At 72.5% G+C, this 15,685-nt stretch carries 14 protein-coding genes; 2 read left to right on the top strand and 12 right to left on the bottom strand.

Annotated features, from left to right (window positions below; all coding sequences use genetic code 11):
- Positions 1-12 precede the first annotated feature (12 nt).
- Together ACIBK5_RS40015 and ACIBK5_RS40020 are read left to right on the top strand one after the other, a co-directional pair.
- Positions 13-1,248 (top strand): amidohydrolase family protein, encoded by a 1,236-nt coding sequence (locus ACIBK5_RS40015; RefSeq protein ID WP_399027826.1) that lies wholly within the window; start codon positions 13-15, stop codon positions 1,246-1,248.
- Complete coding sequence (locus ACIBK5_RS40020) at positions 1,245-3,233, top strand: PKD domain-containing protein (protein ID WP_399027828.1); 1,989 nt, start codon at positions 1,245-1,247, stop codon at positions 3,231-3,233. The genes ACIBK5_RS40015 and ACIBK5_RS40020 overlap by 4 nt, the downstream gene beginning before the upstream one ends.
- A gap of 3 nt (positions 3,234-3,236) precedes the next feature.
- On the opposite strand, the gene ACIBK5_RS40025 is transcribed toward ACIBK5_RS40020, so the two are convergent.
- From ACIBK5_RS40025 to ACIBK5_RS40080, 12 genes are all read right to left on the bottom strand, one after another.
- Complete coding sequence (locus tag ACIBK5_RS40025) at positions 3,237-3,995, bottom strand: SDR family NAD(P)-dependent oxidoreductase (RefSeq protein ID WP_399027829.1); 759 nt, start codon at positions 3,993-3,995, stop codon at positions 3,237-3,239.
- 3 nt (positions 3,996-3,998) lie between these two features.
- Positions 3,999-5,147, bottom strand: a complete 1,149-nt coding sequence (locus ACIBK5_RS40030; RefSeq protein WP_399027832.1) for an acyl-CoA dehydrogenase family protein — start codon at positions 5,145-5,147, stop codon at positions 3,999-4,001.
- A 14-nt stretch (positions 5,148-5,161) separates the two neighbouring features.
- Positions 5,162-6,298 carry a thiolase family protein gene (locus ACIBK5_RS40035; RefSeq protein ID WP_399027964.1) on the bottom strand — a complete coding sequence of 379 codons (1,137 nt, stop codon included), beginning with the start codon at positions 6,296-6,298 and terminating at the stop codon, positions 5,162-5,164.
- Complete coding sequence (locus tag ACIBK5_RS40040) at positions 6,298-7,101, bottom strand: enoyl-CoA hydratase/isomerase family protein (RefSeq protein WP_399027834.1); 804 nt, start codon at positions 7,099-7,101, stop codon at positions 6,298-6,300. Before ACIBK5_RS40040 ends, ACIBK5_RS40035 begins: the two co-directional genes overlap by 1 nt.
- On the bottom strand, positions 7,098-8,276 hold the full coding sequence (locus ACIBK5_RS40045) for a CaiB/BaiF CoA transferase family protein (protein WP_399027836.1): 1,179 nt from the start codon (positions 8,274-8,276) through the stop codon (positions 7,098-7,100). The genes ACIBK5_RS40040 and ACIBK5_RS40045 overlap by 4 nt, the downstream gene beginning before the upstream one ends.
- A 4-nt stretch (positions 8,277-8,280) precedes the next feature.
- Entirely contained in the window at positions 8,281-9,855 is a 1,575-nt protein-coding gene (locus ACIBK5_RS40050; RefSeq protein ID WP_399027837.1) for a FadD3 family acyl-CoA ligase, read from the bottom strand.
- A 15-nt stretch (positions 9,856-9,870) separates the two neighbouring features.
- A complete protein-coding gene (locus ACIBK5_RS40055) occupies positions 9,871-11,028 on the bottom strand; it encodes an acyl-CoA dehydrogenase family protein (protein ID WP_399027839.1) in 1,158 nt (385 codons plus the stop codon).
- Complete coding sequence (locus tag ACIBK5_RS40060) at positions 11,025-12,005, bottom strand: acyl-CoA dehydrogenase family protein (RefSeq protein ID WP_399027841.1); 981 nt, start codon at positions 12,003-12,005, stop codon at positions 11,025-11,027. The genes ACIBK5_RS40055 and ACIBK5_RS40060 overlap by 4 nt, the downstream gene beginning before the upstream one ends.
- Before the next feature lie 2 nt (positions 12,006-12,007).
- Positions 12,008-12,811, bottom strand: a complete 804-nt coding sequence (locus ACIBK5_RS40065) for an enoyl-CoA hydratase/isomerase family protein (protein WP_399027842.1) — start codon at positions 12,809-12,811, stop codon at positions 12,008-12,010.
- Between the two features lie 89 nt (positions 12,812-12,900).
- A complete protein-coding gene (locus ACIBK5_RS40070; RefSeq protein WP_399027844.1) occupies positions 12,901-13,668 on the bottom strand; it encodes a FadR/GntR family transcriptional regulator in 768 nt (255 codons plus the stop codon).
- Between the two features lie 62 nt (positions 13,669-13,730).
- Positions 13,731-14,498, bottom strand: a complete 768-nt coding sequence (locus ACIBK5_RS40075; protein ID WP_399027846.1) for an SDR family NAD(P)-dependent oxidoreductase — start codon at positions 14,496-14,498, stop codon at positions 13,731-13,733.
- A gap of 9 nt (positions 14,499-14,507) precedes the next feature.
- Positions 14,508-15,674, bottom strand: a complete 1,167-nt coding sequence (locus tag ACIBK5_RS40080; RefSeq protein WP_399027848.1) for an acyl-CoA dehydrogenase family protein — start codon at positions 15,672-15,674, stop codon at positions 14,508-14,510.
- Positions 15,675-15,685 lie beyond the last annotated feature (11 nt).

Genomic DNA, 15,685 nt, shown 5'->3' on the forward strand with positions numbered 1-15,685 from the left:
GGCCGGGGTCGGGTGGACGTGCGGGTAGAGGGCGGCAGGATCGCCGCGATCGGGCGCCGGCTGCCCGGAGCCGCCGATGTCGACGGACGCGGCGGCGCGCTGCTCCCCGGGCTCCACGACCACCACATCCACCTCACCGCGCTGGCGGCCGAGACGGCGTCGGTGCGGGTCGGCCCCGGCGAGGTGCGCGGACGCACCGGGCTCGCGGCGGCCCTGCGTGCCGGGGCCCCGGGAGAGTGGGTGCGGGCCGTCGGCTACCACGAGAGCGTCGCCGGGGATCTGGACCGGCCGGCTCTGGACGCCCTCACCCCGGACCGGCCGGTCCGGGTGCAGCACCGCAGCGGCGCCCTGTGGATCCTGAACAGCGCCGCACTGAGCGCGGCCGGTCTGGAGAGACCCGACGGGCGTCTGTGGCGAGAGGACGAACGCCTGCGCGCCCTACTCCCGCCCGTACGGCTCGACTTGGCCGGCGTCGGCCGGCGGGCCGCACGGCTCGGCGTCACCGGCTTCACCAACGCAGACCCGCACCCCGCCGACGGCCTCACGCGCACGCTCTCCGTCCTGCCCCAGCGGCTCGTCGTCATGGGCGTCGACCCGCCGGTGAAGCTCGTCCTCGACGACCCGACCCTGCCCACCCCCGCCGCCCTGGCCGCCACGGTGCGGGCGATACGGCCCCGGCCGGTCGCCGTGCACTGCGTCACCCGCGTCCAGTTGCTCGTGACGCTCCTCGCCCTGGAGGACGCGGGCCCGGCCGACGGCGACCGGATCGAGCACGGGTCCGTGATCCCGGTGGAGACCCTTCCCCGGCTGCGGGCGCTCGGCGTGACCGTGGTGACGCAGCCGCACTTCCCGGTCGAACGGGCCGAGGCGTACGCCACCGAGGTGCACCCCGACGACCGGCCCCATCTCTACCGCTGCCGCAGCCTCACCGAGGCCGGCATCCCCGTCGCCGCCGGAACCGACGCGCCGTACGGCACCCACGACCCCTGGGCCGTCATGCGGGCCGCCTTCGCACGCGGCGAGAGGGAGAGCCTCACCCCGCGTGCGGCGCTGGGTCTGTTCCTGGGCGACCCGCGCCGGCCGGAGCGCCCACGGCGGGTGACGGCCGGCGCTCCGGCCGACCTCTGTCTGCTCCATGTCCCCCTGCGGGAGGCGCTCGACGCGCTGACCGCCGACACCGTGCGGGCCGCGTACGTACAGGGCCGGCCGATCACCGAGACCGAGCCGAACACCGAGGGAGCGCAGTGAACGACACGGACGAGGACTTCCGCGAGCCCTACGTGGACGTGGACGAGTGGCGCGACACCCCGGTGCGGCACCGTTACGTCCACGGTGGCTTCGCCGACAACGGCACACGGTTCTCGGTCTACTTCCCGCCGGACGACGCCTACCAGGGACGCTTCTTCCAGCACATCACCCCCGTCCCCGGCAGTGAGAACCAGGCCCAGAGCGCCCGAGGGCAGGAGGACAGAATCTCCTTCGCCGTAGCGAGCGGCGCGTACCTCCTGGAGACCAACGGCGGCGGGCCCGACCCGGGCGACCTGACCATCGCCGGTTTCCGCGCCAACGCGGCGGCGGCCCGCCACTCCCGCGTCATCGCCCAGCGGTTCCACGGGCCCCACCGAGTTCACGGATACGCCTACGGCGGCAGCGGCGGCGGGTACCGGACCATCGCCGGCGCCGAGAACACCGACGACGTCTGGGACGGGGTGGTGCCGTACGTCATCGGCAGCCCCATGGCGATGCCGAACGTCTTCACTGTGCGCATGCACGCCCAGCGGGTGCTCCGGCACCGCCTCGACCGGATCGTCGACGCACTGGAACCCGGCGGCACCGGCGACCCGTACGAGGGGCTCGACGCCGAGGAAGGGGCGGCGCTCGCCGAGGTCACGGCCATGGGCTTCCCGCCGCGCGCCTGGTTCGGCCACCGCACGATGGGCATGCACGCCTTCACCGCCCTCTACGGGGGCATGCGCCTGGTCGACCCCGGCTACTTCGACGACTTCTGGACGCTGCCCGGCTATCTCGGGGCCGACCCCGGGGCCTCGGTCCACCGCGATCGCCTTCGGCACGGCTCCGGGATCTCCGCCCTGATCACGGCGCGGGAGGCGGCGCGGCTCGGCCTCGGCGCCCCGCAGGCGGCGGACGTTCCGGGCGGCGTGGACCATGCCTTCCGGGGGCCGGGAGCCGACGAGGACTCCGTTGTCGCCCTGCGGCTCGCGGTGCCCGCACCCCGCGACGCGCAGGGCGCGGAACTGACGGTCCGGACCGGGCAGGCCGAGGGACGGTCCCTCGTCCTGCGGGAGGTGCGCGGCGACCTGGCGGTGCTGGACGAGCGGAACGACCCCGCCACGATCGCCGCCCTGTGCGCCGGGGACGTCGTGGACGTCGACAACGGCACCTTCCTCGCCGCCCAGACCTACCACCGCCACCAGGTGCCGCCCGAGGGGTTCCCGGTCTGGGACCGGTTCCGTGACGAGGCGGGGAAGCCGGTGCCGCCGCAGCGCCCGCAATTGCTGGGCCCGCTCTTCTCCCTCGGCGCCGGCGGATCCGTGCAGACGGGGAGGTTCGCCGGAAAGATGATCGTGGTCGCCTGTCTCCTGGACCGGGAGGCGTTCCCCTGGCAGGCGGACTGGTACCGGTCGGCGGTCCGGCAGCACCTCGGCGACGCCACCGACGAGCACTTCCGCCTCTGGTACGTGGACAACGCCCTCCACGGCGACAACGCGCCCCAGGAGGACCCCACCCGGTCCGTGAGCTATCTGGGCGTCCTGCACCAGGCGCTGCGTGACCTGAGCGCCTGGGTGGAACAGGGCACGCCACCGGCCGCCTCGACCGACTGCGTGATCGACGACGGGCAGGTCGTGGTGCCGTCGTCCGCCGCCGCCCGACGGGGGCTTCAGCCGGTCGTCCGGCTGACCGTGGACGGCGCCGACCGCGCCGACGTGCGGCCCGGGGAGCAGGTCACCCTGAGCGCCCTCGCCGAGGTCCCGCCCGGCGCCGGACAGGTCGTCGCGGTCCAGTGGGACCTCGACGGCGACGGTACGTTCCCGGTGACCGAGGACGCCGCACCGGCCGGACGGGTCCGTGTGGAGCGGCGCCACGCCTTCTCCGCACCCGGCACCCACTTCGTGACCGTGCGCGTCCGCTCCGAGCGCGACGGAGACGCCTCGGCCCTGTTCACGGGGGTGGACAACATCGCCCGGGTACGGGTGGTCGTGGCCGACGATTGACGCTCAGACGCTGTACCCGCCGTCCACCCCCAGAGCCTGCCCTGTGACGAACCCGGCCCGGTCCGAGGCGAGGAAGGCGACCGCCTCCGCGATGTCCTGGGCCTGTCCGAACCGGCGCAGGGGAGTGTTGCGGCGAGTAGTGGCAAGGGCGTCGTCGTCGAGTTCGCCCGTGTCGATCAGCCGGCCCGCGATGCCGTCCGTGAGCATGCCCGGGGCCACGCAGTTGACGCGGACCCCGTAGCGGCCTTCCTCGGCGGCCAGCGCGCGGGCGACCGCCTCGACCGCTCCCTTGGCGCCCGAGGACAGGCCGTCGCGGACCGGGAAGCGGCGGGTGGCGACGGTCGTCACGGCGACGATGCTGCCCCGGCTCTCCCGCAGCACCGGCAGCGCGGGATGGACGAGGTTGAAGAACGCCACCGCGTCGGCCTCCAGTTGGGCGCGGTACTGGCTGGGCGTGACCTTGCTCAGGTGGGTCATGGGCACATGCGGACCGGCCGCGTACACCAGCGTGTGCACGCCACCGTATCCGCGCACGGCCCGAGCCGTCTCCGCCTCGTCGGTCAGATCCAGCCGCACCGCGGTGACCTGGCGACCGAGACCCTTCACCTCCCGGACCAGACTCTCCGCCGCCTCCTGGTTGGCGCGGTAGGTGAACACGATGTCGCTGCCGCGCTCGGCCAGCGTCCGCACGATCGCGGCACCGATGCCACCGGTACCGCCCGCGACGAAGGCCGCGCCGGGCCGGTGGGTGAAGTCGTCCATGTCTCACAACCCCAGGGACTTGGCGATGATGACCTTCATGACCTCGCTCGTCCCGGCGTAGATACGGGTGATGCGGGCGTCCGCGTACAGCCGGGCGATCGGGTACTCCAGCATGTAGCCGTAACCGCCGAAGAGTTGAAGACACCGGTCGACGGCGCGGGCCTGCATCTCGGTGCAGAACAGTTTGACCTTCGCGGCGTCGGCCCCGGACAGCCGCCCGTCGACCAGTTCCAGCACGGCCCGGTCGAGCACGGCCTGCGCGGCCTCGATCTCCGCGTCGACGGTGGCGAGTTCGAACTTCGTGTTCTGGAAGGAGGCCACCGGTGTCCCGAACACCTTGCGCTCCTTGACATACGCGAGCGTCGTGTAGAGCGCGGCCCGCGCCTGCGCCACCGAACCGACCGCGACGGTCATCCGTTCCTGGGGGAGGTTGTGCCCGAGGTAGGCGAAGGCCCTGCCCTCCTCGCCGAGCCGGTTGGCGACGGGCACCCGGACCTCGTCGAAGGCCAGCTCGACGGTGTCCTGCGCCTTGATGCCCATCTTGTCCAGCACCCGGCCGCGCGTGAAGCCCGGCATGCCGTCCTCCACGACCAGCAGGGTGAGCCCCACCCGGCGGTCGCCCGGGTCGGTCGACGTGCGCGCCACCACGACCACCAGGTCGGCGAGGAGCCCCCCGGTGATGAAGGTCTTGGCCCCGCTCACCACGTAGTGGTCGCCGTCGCGCACGGCGGTCGTACGGATCCCGGCGAGGTCGGAGCCGGTGCCGGGCTCGGTCATCGCGATGGCGGTGAGCAGGCTGCCGGAGGCCAGTCCGGGGAACCAGCGCCGGCGCTGCTCCTCATCGGCGTATGTGAGGAAGTACGGCAGGACGACGTCGAGTTGGGTGCGGACCGTGCCGAGGGTGACCAGGGCGCGGGCCGCCTCCTCCTGGAGGACGACGTTGTAGCGGTAGTCGGGCTGCCCGCCCCCGCCGTACTCCTCCGGGACGGCCATGCCCAGCAGCCCGAGCGAGCCGAGCCGTTCGAAGAACGACCGGGGCAGCCGCCCGGCCTTCTCCCACTCGGCGTAGTGCGGCACCACCTCCTTGGCCACGACGTCCCGGACCAGTTCCCGGAACGCCTCGTGGTCGGCGGTGAAGACATCGCGGCGCACGACAAGCCTCCTCGTCAGCCGGCGAGTTCGACGAGTGTGGCGTTGGCGGTGCCGCCGCCCTCGCACATGGTCTGAAGTCCGTAGCGGATGCCGCGGTCCCGCATGTGGTGGATCATGCGGGTCATCAGGACGGCCCCCGAGGCGCCGAGCGGATGACCGAGCGCTATGGCCCCGCCGAGCGGGTTGACCAGCTCCGGGTCTGCACCCGTCTCGGCCAGCCAGGCGAGCGGCACCGGCGCGAAGGCCTCGTTCACCTCGAAGACACCGACCTCCGACAGCGCCACCCCGGCCTTGCGCAGCACCTTCGCGGTGGCCGGGATCGGCCCGGTGAGCATCAGCACCGGATCCGAACCGACCACCGTGCCCGCCCGGAAGCGCACGATCGGCGCCAGCCCCAGCTCCCCCGCCCGCTCCGGGGTGGTGACCAGGAGAGCCGCGGCGCCGTCGGAGATCTGGGAGGCGTTGCCCGCGTGGATCACACCGTCCTCCTCCAGGAAGGAGGGCTTGAGCCCGGCGAGCGTCGCCACCGTGGTCCCCCTGCGGATGCCCTCGTCGGCCCTCACCCCCGCCACCGGCACGATCTGCTCCTCGAAGGCGCCGCCGTCCTGCGCGGCGGCCGCCCGCTCGTGCGACAGCGCCGCGTACGCGTCCAGCCGCGCCCGCGTGAGGCCCCACTTCTGGGCGATCTTCTCCGCGGAGACGCCCTGGTTGAAGGAGAAGTCCTGGTAACGGCCCAGGACTTGAGGACCGTACGGCATTCCGCTCGCCCTGGCCGAGCCCAGCGGCACCCGGCTCATCACCTCGACGCCGCCCGCCACGACCACGTCCTGCTGCCCGGACAGCACCGCCTGCACGGCGAACTCCAGCGCCTGCTGGCTCGACCCGCAGGCCCGGTTGACCGTGGTCCCGGGGATGCTCTCGGGCCAGCCCGCCGCCAGCTCCGCGTACCGGCCGATGTTGCTCGACTGGTCGCCGATCTGGGAGACACAGCCCCAGATCACGTCGTCGACGGTCTCCGGGTCCACCCCGGCCCGTTCGACGAGCGCGCTCAGCACCGCGCCGGACAGGTCGGCCGGATGGACACCCGCCAGCCCGCCGTTCCGTCTGCCCACGGCGGTCCGGACCGCTGCCGCGATCACCGCTTCCCGTATCACGTGTCGTCGTCCTCCGATCGGCTCGGCACGGCCCAGCGGCCCGTGAAGAGCGGTTCGCGTCGCGCGGCGAACGCGGCGTAGGCCTCCCGGACGTCCGCGCCCGCGAAGTTCACCGCCTGCGCCCGTGCCTCGTTCGCCAGCGCGTCCCGCAGGGTACGGTCGGCGCCCTCGTTGAGCAGCGCCTTGGTCTGGGCGAGGGCCACCGGGGGACCTGCCGCCAGCCGGGCGGATACATCGTCGACGAAGGCGTCCACCTTGTCGGCGTCCGCCACCCAGGTCACCAGGCCCAGGGCCAGGGCCTCCGCCGCGTCGATCGTCTCCGCGAGCAGCGCGAGCCGCTTGGCCTGCTGCAGCCCGACCAGTCTCGGCAGCAGCCAGGTGCCGCCGCAGTCCGGGGACAGTCCGCGCCGCGCGAAGATCTGGGAGAACCGGGCCCCGGGCGTGGCGATGACCAGATCGCAGCCGAGCGCCAGGTTCCAGCCGGCCCCCACCGCCGCCCCGGTCACCTTGGCGACCGTGGGCACGGGCAGTTCGTGCAGCAGCAGCGTCACCTCGGTCAGGGGCCGCATCCGGTACAGGGGATGGGCGCTGCTGACCTGCTTGGGGAGGTCCGCGCCGGAGCAGAAGGCACCTCCCGCGCCGGTCAGGACGAGTGCCCGGACGGACCGGTCGCCGCCCGCCGCCGCGAGGGCCTCCCGCAGCGCCTCCCACAGCTCGGCGTCGATGGCGTTCCTGCGGTGCGGACGGTTCAGGGTCAGCGTCCGCACCCCGTCGGCGTCGCTCGTCAGCAGCACGCTCACCCGACCGCTCCCCGTGCCCGCAGGGCGGTGATCTCCCCTTCGGTGTAGCCCAGTTCGGCCAGGACGGCGTCCGTGTGCTCACCCAGCCCGGGGACCGCGCCCATCGGCGGCTCGTAGCCTGCGACCACGGGCGGCGGCAGCAGCGCGGGCACCGGCCCCGACGGCGTGCCGACCTGCCGCCAGCGGTCGCGGGCGGCCAGGTGCGGGTGCGCGAGGACGTCGGTGACCGTGTTGTAGCGGGAGTTCCCGATCCCGGCCGCGTCGGCCCGCTCCTGGACGTGCCCCAGGTCGTGCCGCGCGCACCAGTCGCCGATCGCCGCGTCGAGGACCTCGCGGTGCTCCACCCGGCCGGCGTTCGTGCGGAACCGCGCGTCGTCCGCCAGGTCCGGTCGGCCGATCAGCTCCGTGGCCAGCCGATGCCATTCACGGTCGTTCGTGGTGCCGAGGACGACGGTCTGCCCGTCGGCCGTGCCAAAGGCGCCGTACGGGGACACCGCGGGCGAACTCATGCCGAGCGGCTGCTGCTCGACCCCCGAGTGCCGGGTGTACGTCAGCGGATAGCCCATCAGCTCCGCCATGGTGTCGAACAGGCTCACCGCCACCTGCCCCGGCCGCCTCGCGTACAGCAGCGCCATGACCGACAGCGCCGCGTACAGCCCGCTGCACACGTCCGCGACCGGCGGGCCCGGCTTGGCGGGAGCACCCTGGCGGCCGGTCACCGAGCAGGCCCCGGACTCCGCCTGGACCAGCAGGTCGTAGGCGCGTTTGTGGGAGAGGGGACCGCCGGGGCCGTACCCGTCGATCTCCACGGCGATCAGGTCCGGGTGGCGTACCTCCAGGTCGGCGGGGGAGAGGCCCAGTTTGGCCGTGGTGCCGGGGGTGAGGTTGGAGACCAGCACCTCGGCGCGTTCCAGCAGCCGGTGCAGCACCGCCTGCCCGGCGTCCGACTTCAGGTCCAGGGCCATCGACTCCTTGCCCCGGTTGGCCCATACGAAGTGCGCCGCGAGACCGCCGACCACGTCGTCGTAGTGCCGGGCGAAGTCGCCGCCCGCCGGGTTCTCCACCTTGATCACCCGCGCGCCGAAGTCGCCGAGCGTACGCGTGCACATGGGGGCCGAAACGGCCTGCTCCAGCGCCACCACCGTGATCCCCGCCAGAGGGCCGCCGGGCGTCACCGGCTCAGCTCCCCAGCCGGGCGCGCAGCTCGTGCTTGAGCACCTTCTGGCCGGCGTTGCGTGGCAGATGGTCCACGAAGCGGACCTGGCGGGGCACCTTGAAGTTGGCCATGTGCGCTCTGGCCCAGCTGATGACGTCCTGCTCCGTGACTTCCGCTCCGGGCCTCGGCACGACGAAGGCGCAGCCGACCTCTCCGAGGCGCTCGTCCGGAACCCCGATCACCGCCGCCTGCGCTATCGGCTCGTAGCCGAGGAGCAGCTTCTCGATCTCGGCCGGGTAGGCGTTGAAGCCGCCGACTATGAACATCTCCTTCTTGCGGTCGACGATCGCCAGGTTGCCGTCCGGGTCGAGGCGGCCGATGTCGCCGGTGTGCAGCCAGCCGTCGCAGTCGATCGTCTCGGCGGTGGCCGCGGGGTCGTCCCAGTAGCCGCGCGTGACGTTGTAGCCGCGGACCAGGACCTCACCCTCCTCGCCCGTCGGCACCTCCTGCCCGGTGTCGTCGGCGATCCGGACCTCGACGTCCGGGATCGGACGCCCGGTGGTGCGGGCCACCGTCTCCTCGGTGTCTCCGACCCGGGTCGTGGTGACCAGCGCCGTGGACTCCGTGAGGCCGTAGGCGCTCAGCACGATGTCGAATGACAGGTCCTTCTTCATCGCCCGGATCAGTGACTCCGGGACGGTCGTGCCGCCCGTCATGGACACCCGCAGCGACGACAGGTCGTACGCGGACCGCCGCGGGTGGTTCAGCAGATCGTGGAAGATGGTCGGCGGGCCGAGGATGATGCTCACCCGCTCCGTGTGGATGACTTCCAGCGCCCGCCCGGCGTCGAAGACGGCCATGGGGATCACGGTCACGCCGTGCATCAGGGAGGCGAGCCAGCCCGCCTTGTAGCCGAAGCAGTGGAAGAACGGCGGGATGACCAGGAAGCTGTCGGAGGCGTCGAAGGTGTACTCCGTGGACATCCAGCCGTACGCCCGCAGCGTCTGCCCGTGGGTGAGGATCACCCCCTTGGGGTGGCCGGTGGTGCCGGAGGTGAACATCACGTCGGAGACGTGATCCGGGGTGAGCCGGTCGACGGACTCCCGGGCGGCCGCCTCGGGACACTCCTCGCCATGTGCGAGGAACTGACTCCAGTAGAGGCCTTCCGCTCCGCCCGGCATCGACACCGTGGTGCGCAGCGCGGGCAGTTCGGGATCGGTGCGTCTCAGCTCCGCGATGTAGTCGGTGCCGAGGAACGAGGCGGCGGCGAACAGTGCCTTCGCGCCGGACTTGCGCAGGATGTAGGACATCTCGGCCGTCTTGAAACGGGTGTTGAGCGGAACTACGACACCTCCCGCGCCCTGGATTCCGAGAGCCGTCACGATCCACTCCGCCGTGTTCGGCGCGCACAGGCCGACGCGGTCGCCCGGCCCGATGCCGAGCGCGAGCGCCGAGCGCACCGCGTACATCATGCGGGCCTCCAGCTCCCTGAAGGTGAGGCGCAGTTCGCCGTCGACGAGGGCCGGGGCGTCACCGAACCGCTGGGCGGCGACTCTCACCACGTTCGGGATACTGAGGAATTCCAGGTCGTGTCGCATGGCCGGGGGCTCCGTTCAGGCACGGCGGTCGTCGGGCAGGCGCAGCAGCCGCTTGGCGATGATGTTCCGCTGGATCTGGGACGTGCCGCCGTACACCGACGCGGCCCGCGAGTAGAGGTAGTCGCCCAGGACCTCGCCGCCCTCCCCGTACAGCTCCTCGGGGAAGACCTTCAGCGCCGTCTCGTACAGGCGCTGTTCGGCGCGGGTCATGAGCAGCTTGTCCACGGACGACTCGGGCCCCGCCGGCTGCCCGGCGAGTCGTTCGGCGGTGCGGCGCCGGGCGTGGGCGACGAGGACCCGGTAGTCGACGACACAGCGTCCGATGTCCGACAGCAGCCCGTCCGGGAGCGTGTCGCGGCGCTCGTGCGCGGTGCGGCGCAGCCGTTCGATCACCAGCCCGTACTTCGACAGGTGGCCGGTGTCCAGGGCGTTGCGCTCGTAGGCCACCGTCGTCATCGCCAGCGGCCAGCCGTCGCCCTCGGCGCCGATCCGCTCGGCCTCCTCCAGGCGTACGTCGTCGAGGAACAGCTCGCAGAACTCGTCGTCGCCGTTGGCCGCCCGCAGCGGACGGACGGTCACGCCGGCGCGTTCCAGAGGCAGGACGAAGGCCGAGATGGAGGCATGGGCGGGCGCGGTGCGGTCGGTGCGGGCCAGAAGCAGGCAGAGGCCGGAGTACTGGGCGTAACTCGTCCAGAGCTTCTGGCCGTTGACCAGGTAGTGGCCCTCGGGCCGACGCTCGGCGCAGGTGCTCATGCCGGCCAGGTCCGAGCCGGCGCCGGGCTCGCTGAAGCCCTGGCACCACACGTCGTCGCCGGAGAGCATGCGCGGCAGCAGACGGCGGCGCTGCTCCTCGGAGCCGAACTCCAGCAGGGCGTGGGCGAGATAGCCGATGCGAGGGACACCGGGCGCGCCACGTGCTCCCAGTTCGTCGCTGACGGCGACCTGGTGCAGCGCGGTCAGACCCCGGCCGCCGTACTCCTCCGGGACGTCGAGGCCCACCCAGCCGCCGGAGTGCAGCCGACGGTGCCAGCGGTGCAGGAAGACGGGGAGTGGCTCGTCCACGGGCCGCTCGGGCAGCGGATGGTCGGCCAGCCAGGCGCGGAAGTCCCGGCGCAGGCGTTCCAGGTCCGCCGGGTCGCCGAAGTCCAGGGGCATGCCGGTCGTGCCGGTCATCGTGTCGCCTCCGGTGCGGCCAGCGCGGGCAGCACATCGGCCGTGGTCGCCAGCAGTGTGCTTCCGACGAGGACCCGGCGCAGGTACAGGTGGGCCACGTGCTCCCAGGTCTGGGCGATCCCGCCGAACACCTGCATCCCGGCGTACACCGCCTCGACGGCCGAGACGTCGACCTCCGCCTTGGCCACGCGGGACGCGGCCAGAGCCGGTCCCGGCGGTTCATGGTCCAGGCACCAGGCGGCGTAGCGAGTGGCGCTCGTGCCGGCCTCCACCAGGACGGTGGCGTCGGCGAGCAGGTGCCGCACGGCCTGGAAGGAGCCGATCGGCTGTCCGTACTGGTGGCGCTCGCGGGCGTAGTCCACGCTCTGCTCGGCGAACGAACATGCCGCGCCCACGAGTTCGCTCGCCACGACGACCAGGGCGTACGCCTGCCAGCGCTGGTGCGCCTCGGGTGTGAGCCGGCCGACGGGCCGCCCGTCGGTGGAGGCGTGCCGCACGCTTCGCAGGAGGTCCGCGGTCGGTGCCGGTGCCCCCAACTCGTGTTCGGTGACGCGGCCTTCGGCGTCGATGAACAGCCCGGTGTCGGCTCCCTCACAGTCCCAGGCGAGGAGTCCGGTCCCTCCAGGGCCGGGGAAGCGCAGGTCATGGGCGAGGACGACGGTCGGCCGGGCGCCGCGGACGGCCCCGGACCGCTCGCCGTCGTCGAGGAGACGCCGCACCTCGGGGGCGAGCAGCGCGGTGCCGAGCAGGGACGTGGTCAGCGGCTGCCGACCGTGCTCCTCGGCGAGCAGGGCGCACTCCTGCACGGTGGCGGCGGGAGGGGAGGCGCGGCGCAGGTCCGTCAGGCCGAGTTCGTCGAGGGCCCGCTGCGCGGCCACGCGGGTCCGGGGCTTGGTGTCGTCGGCCGAACGCGTGCGGAAGCGGGTCGCGAACGCCCGCAGCATGTCCCGGACCAGCGTGAACTCCTCGCGTTCCACGCTCAGTCCCCCTCAGCGGCGGTGGCGGCGCGGCGGCTCGCGCGGGCGGCGAGGTCGCCCACGATGCGGACGTGGTCGGGGCTGGTCATGGTGGAGCGCTCGGCCAGCAGCGCCGCCTCCATGCCGCCGCGCGAGACCTGTTCGACCACCGCCGCGAGTGCCGCTTTCGTTGCCCGCAGCGCCTCCGGGGGCTGGGCCGCGAGCCGGTGGGCCAGGGCCAGGGCCTCGTCCATCAGGTCGGCACCTGGGACGGCCCGGTTGGCCAGGCCGAGTTCGACGGCGGTTGCGGCCGAGATGCGGTCCCCGGTGAACAGGTACTCCTTCACGCGCAGCAGGCTGGTCAGCAGTGGCCACAGAGTCACCCCGCCGTCGCCCGCCACCAGGCCCACGGAGACGTGTGGGTCGGCGAGGTAGGCGTCCTCGGCCATGAGGACGAGGTCGCACCCCAGCGCGAGGGAGCAGCCGAGGCCTACCGCAGGGCCGTTGACGGCGGCGACGACCGGCAGCGGAAAGCGGATCATGTCCGTCTGGATGGTCCGGTCGAGCCGGATGGACCGCTCCCGCAGCTCCGGGTCGTCGTGGTGGCGGAGCAGATGGTCGAAGTCGCCGCCCGCGCTGAACGCCCGGCCTGCCCCGGTGAGGACGACAGCCCGCGCTCCGGGGTCCTCGGCCAGTTCCCGCCACACCTGGGACAGCCGGAGGTGGAGTTCCGCCGAGACACCGTTGAGGCGGTCGGGGCGGTTCAGTGTGACGATGCGGACGTCTCCGTCGTCGGCCACGGTCAGGACGGGGCTCACGTCGGTCATGACGCCGATGTTATTAAAGGTCAGACCGAATGTGTCAATGGTGTTGCGTAAAATGGAGAATCTGATTCTCGCCTGCCGGTGGGGGCGGATCAGCCTTCGGGCTCGGTCAGTTCCACCCGTTCCCGGCGGTCCACCTCCGCGGCGGCCCGCGCGAACCCGCACACATGGCGGCTCATCCGCCGTCGGGCGGCCGCCGCGTCACCCGACCTGATGGCCTCGGTGATCTTCGCGTGCGCCTGGGCGGTGACCTCGCGGATACGGGCGTCCATGAACCGTTCCAGGTTCGTGGCGGCGTAGATCGACTCCGAGAGCGCGCTGAGGAACCCGATGAGCAGCTCGTTGCCGCCGGCCCTCGCCACCCCGTTGTGCCAGCGGACATTGGCCCGCAGGAAACGCCGGATGTCCTCATCGGCCCCGGCCAGCTCGGCGTGGGCGGCGTCCAGGTCGGCCAGGTCCTGCTCGGTGCGCCGGGCGGCCGCGAGCGCCGCGCACGCCGGTTCGATCGCCTCGCGGGTCTCGTGCAGGGCCTCCAGCCGGATCTGCTGGCCCCGGATCACCAACTGGACCGTGTTCGCCAGGGACTCCCGGCCCGGCCGGTGCACGAAGGCCCCGCCCCCGCGCCCCGGCCGGATCTCCACCAGCCGCTCGACCTCCAGGATGCGCAGAGCCTCTCGCACGGTCGCCCGGCTCAGCCCCGTCTGCTCCACCAGTTGCCGCTCCGGAGGCAGGGCCGTGCCCTCCGCGAACTCCCCGGTCAGGATGCGCTCACGCACCTCGGCGGCCAGGACGTCCGAGGCCTTGGGGACGGTGAGCGTGTCGAAGCGCGGGGTGCGGGGGGTGGAATGGGCGCTGGGCACGGGTTCAGGCCTCTCGTCGGGCATCCGTTTCGGACGAACCATTCAACACCGCGTGCCGTCCGTCAGATGACCAGCCCGCCGTCCACCGGCAGCACCTGCCCGGTGACGAAGGAGGCCGCGTCGGAGGCGAGGAAGACGAACGCGCCCGCGACCTCCGCCGGCTCCGCCCACCGGCCCAGCGGGATCCGGGCGAGCATCCGGTCCGCGAACTTCGGGTCGGTGCGGATGGTCTCGGTCATCGAGGTCGCGGCCAGCGGTGCCAGCGCGTTGACCAGGATGTTCTTCCTGGCCAGCTCGCGGGCCAGCGACTTGGTGAACCCGATGACGGCCGCCTTGGCCGCCGAGTAGTTCACCTGGCCCAGGGTGCCGGTCAGGCCGGCCGACGACGTGACGTTGATGATCCGCCCGGTGCCGTCCGTCGGCAGGAAGGGCAGCGCGGCCTGGGCGCACTGGAACGCTCCCAGCACATGGATCTCGATCAGTCGCCGCACCGACTCCTTCTCCAGCTTCTCGAACATGGCGGGAGCGGTGACCCCGGCGTTGTTGACGAGGATGTGCAGCGTCCCGCCGGTGAGCGCGGCGGCCCGGGACACCGCGGCGTCGGCCGCCGCCCGGTCCACCACGTCCAGGGCGGCGTCCTCGGCACGCAGTCCCTCCGCGGTCAGCTTCCCGGCCACGGCCGCGGCCGCCGCCTCGTCGACGTCGGTGACGAGTACCGAGGCCCCGGCCCGTGCCAGCGCCTCGGCCACCGCCGAGCCGATGCCGCCGCCGGCGCCGGTCACCAGCGCCGAACGCCCTGTCAGATCGAACAGTCCCGTACCTTCGGCCATCACAGCTCCTCAGTAGCTCCTCGGAAGCCCCAGCGTGTGGGACCCCAGATAGTTCAGGACCATCTCCTGGCTGACCGGCGCGATCCGCATCAGACGGGCCTCACGGAAGAAGCGCGCCACGGGATACTCCTCGGAGTAGCCCATGCCGCCGTGCGTCTGCAGGGCCCGGTCGGCGGCGGTGAACCCGGCGTCCGCGCACAGGTACTTGGCGGTGTTGGCCTCCCGTCCGCACGGCCGGCCCTGGTCGTACAGCCAGGTCGCCTTGCGCAGCACGAGCCCCGCCGCGTCGAGGCGGGTGAGCGCGTCGGCAAGCGGGAACTGGACACCCTGGTTCATGCCGATGGGTCTGCCGAACACCTCCCGCTCACGGCCGTACCGCACGGCACGGTCCAGGGCGACCCGGCCGATGCCGAGCGCCTCGGCGGCGATCAGCATCCGCTCAGGGTTGAGACCGTCGAGCAGATAGCGGAATCCCTGGCCCTCTTCACCGACCCGGTCCTCGACGGGCACTCTGAGCTCGTCGATGAACAGCTCGTTCGAGGAGACGGCGTTACGGCCCATCTTCGGGATCGGGCGGATGTCCACCCGGTCGCGGTCCAGGTCGGTCAGGAACAGCGTCATGCCGTCCGTCGGCCTGTCGGCCTCGTCGCGCCTGGTCGTGCGGGTCAGCAGCAGGATCTTCTCCGACTCCAGGGCCTTGGAGATCCACACCTTGCGTCCACTGACGATGTAGTGGTCACCCTCCCGGCGGGCGTACGTCGTGATGCTCGTCGTGTCCAGCCCCGCGCCCGGCTCGGTCACCCCGAAGCACACGTGCAGGTCGCCGCGCGCGATCCGGGGCAGGGTGCGTCGCTTCAGCTCGTCGGAGCCGTGCACCACCACCGGATGCATGCCGAAGATCGACATGTGGATCGCGCTGGCGGCGTTCATGCCCCCACCGGAGCGCGCGACCTCCTCCAGCAGCAGCGTGGCCTCCGTGATGCCGAGTCCGTGGCCGCCGTGCTCCTCCGGGATCGTGATCCCGAGCCAGCCGCCGTCCGCGACGACGGCGTAGAACTCCTCGGGGAACGCGTGGTCCCGGTCCTTCTCCATCCAGTAACGGTCGTCGAAGTCGCGCAGGAGACCGGCCACGGCCTTGCGGATCGTCTCCTGATCCTCGGTCAGCTCGAAGTCCACAGTGGGCAACC

The sequence above is a fragment of the Streptomyces sp. NPDC050546 genome, assembly GCF_044457425.1.
Taxonomy (GTDB): Bacteria; Actinomycetota; Actinomycetes; order Streptomycetales; family Streptomycetaceae; genus Streptomyces.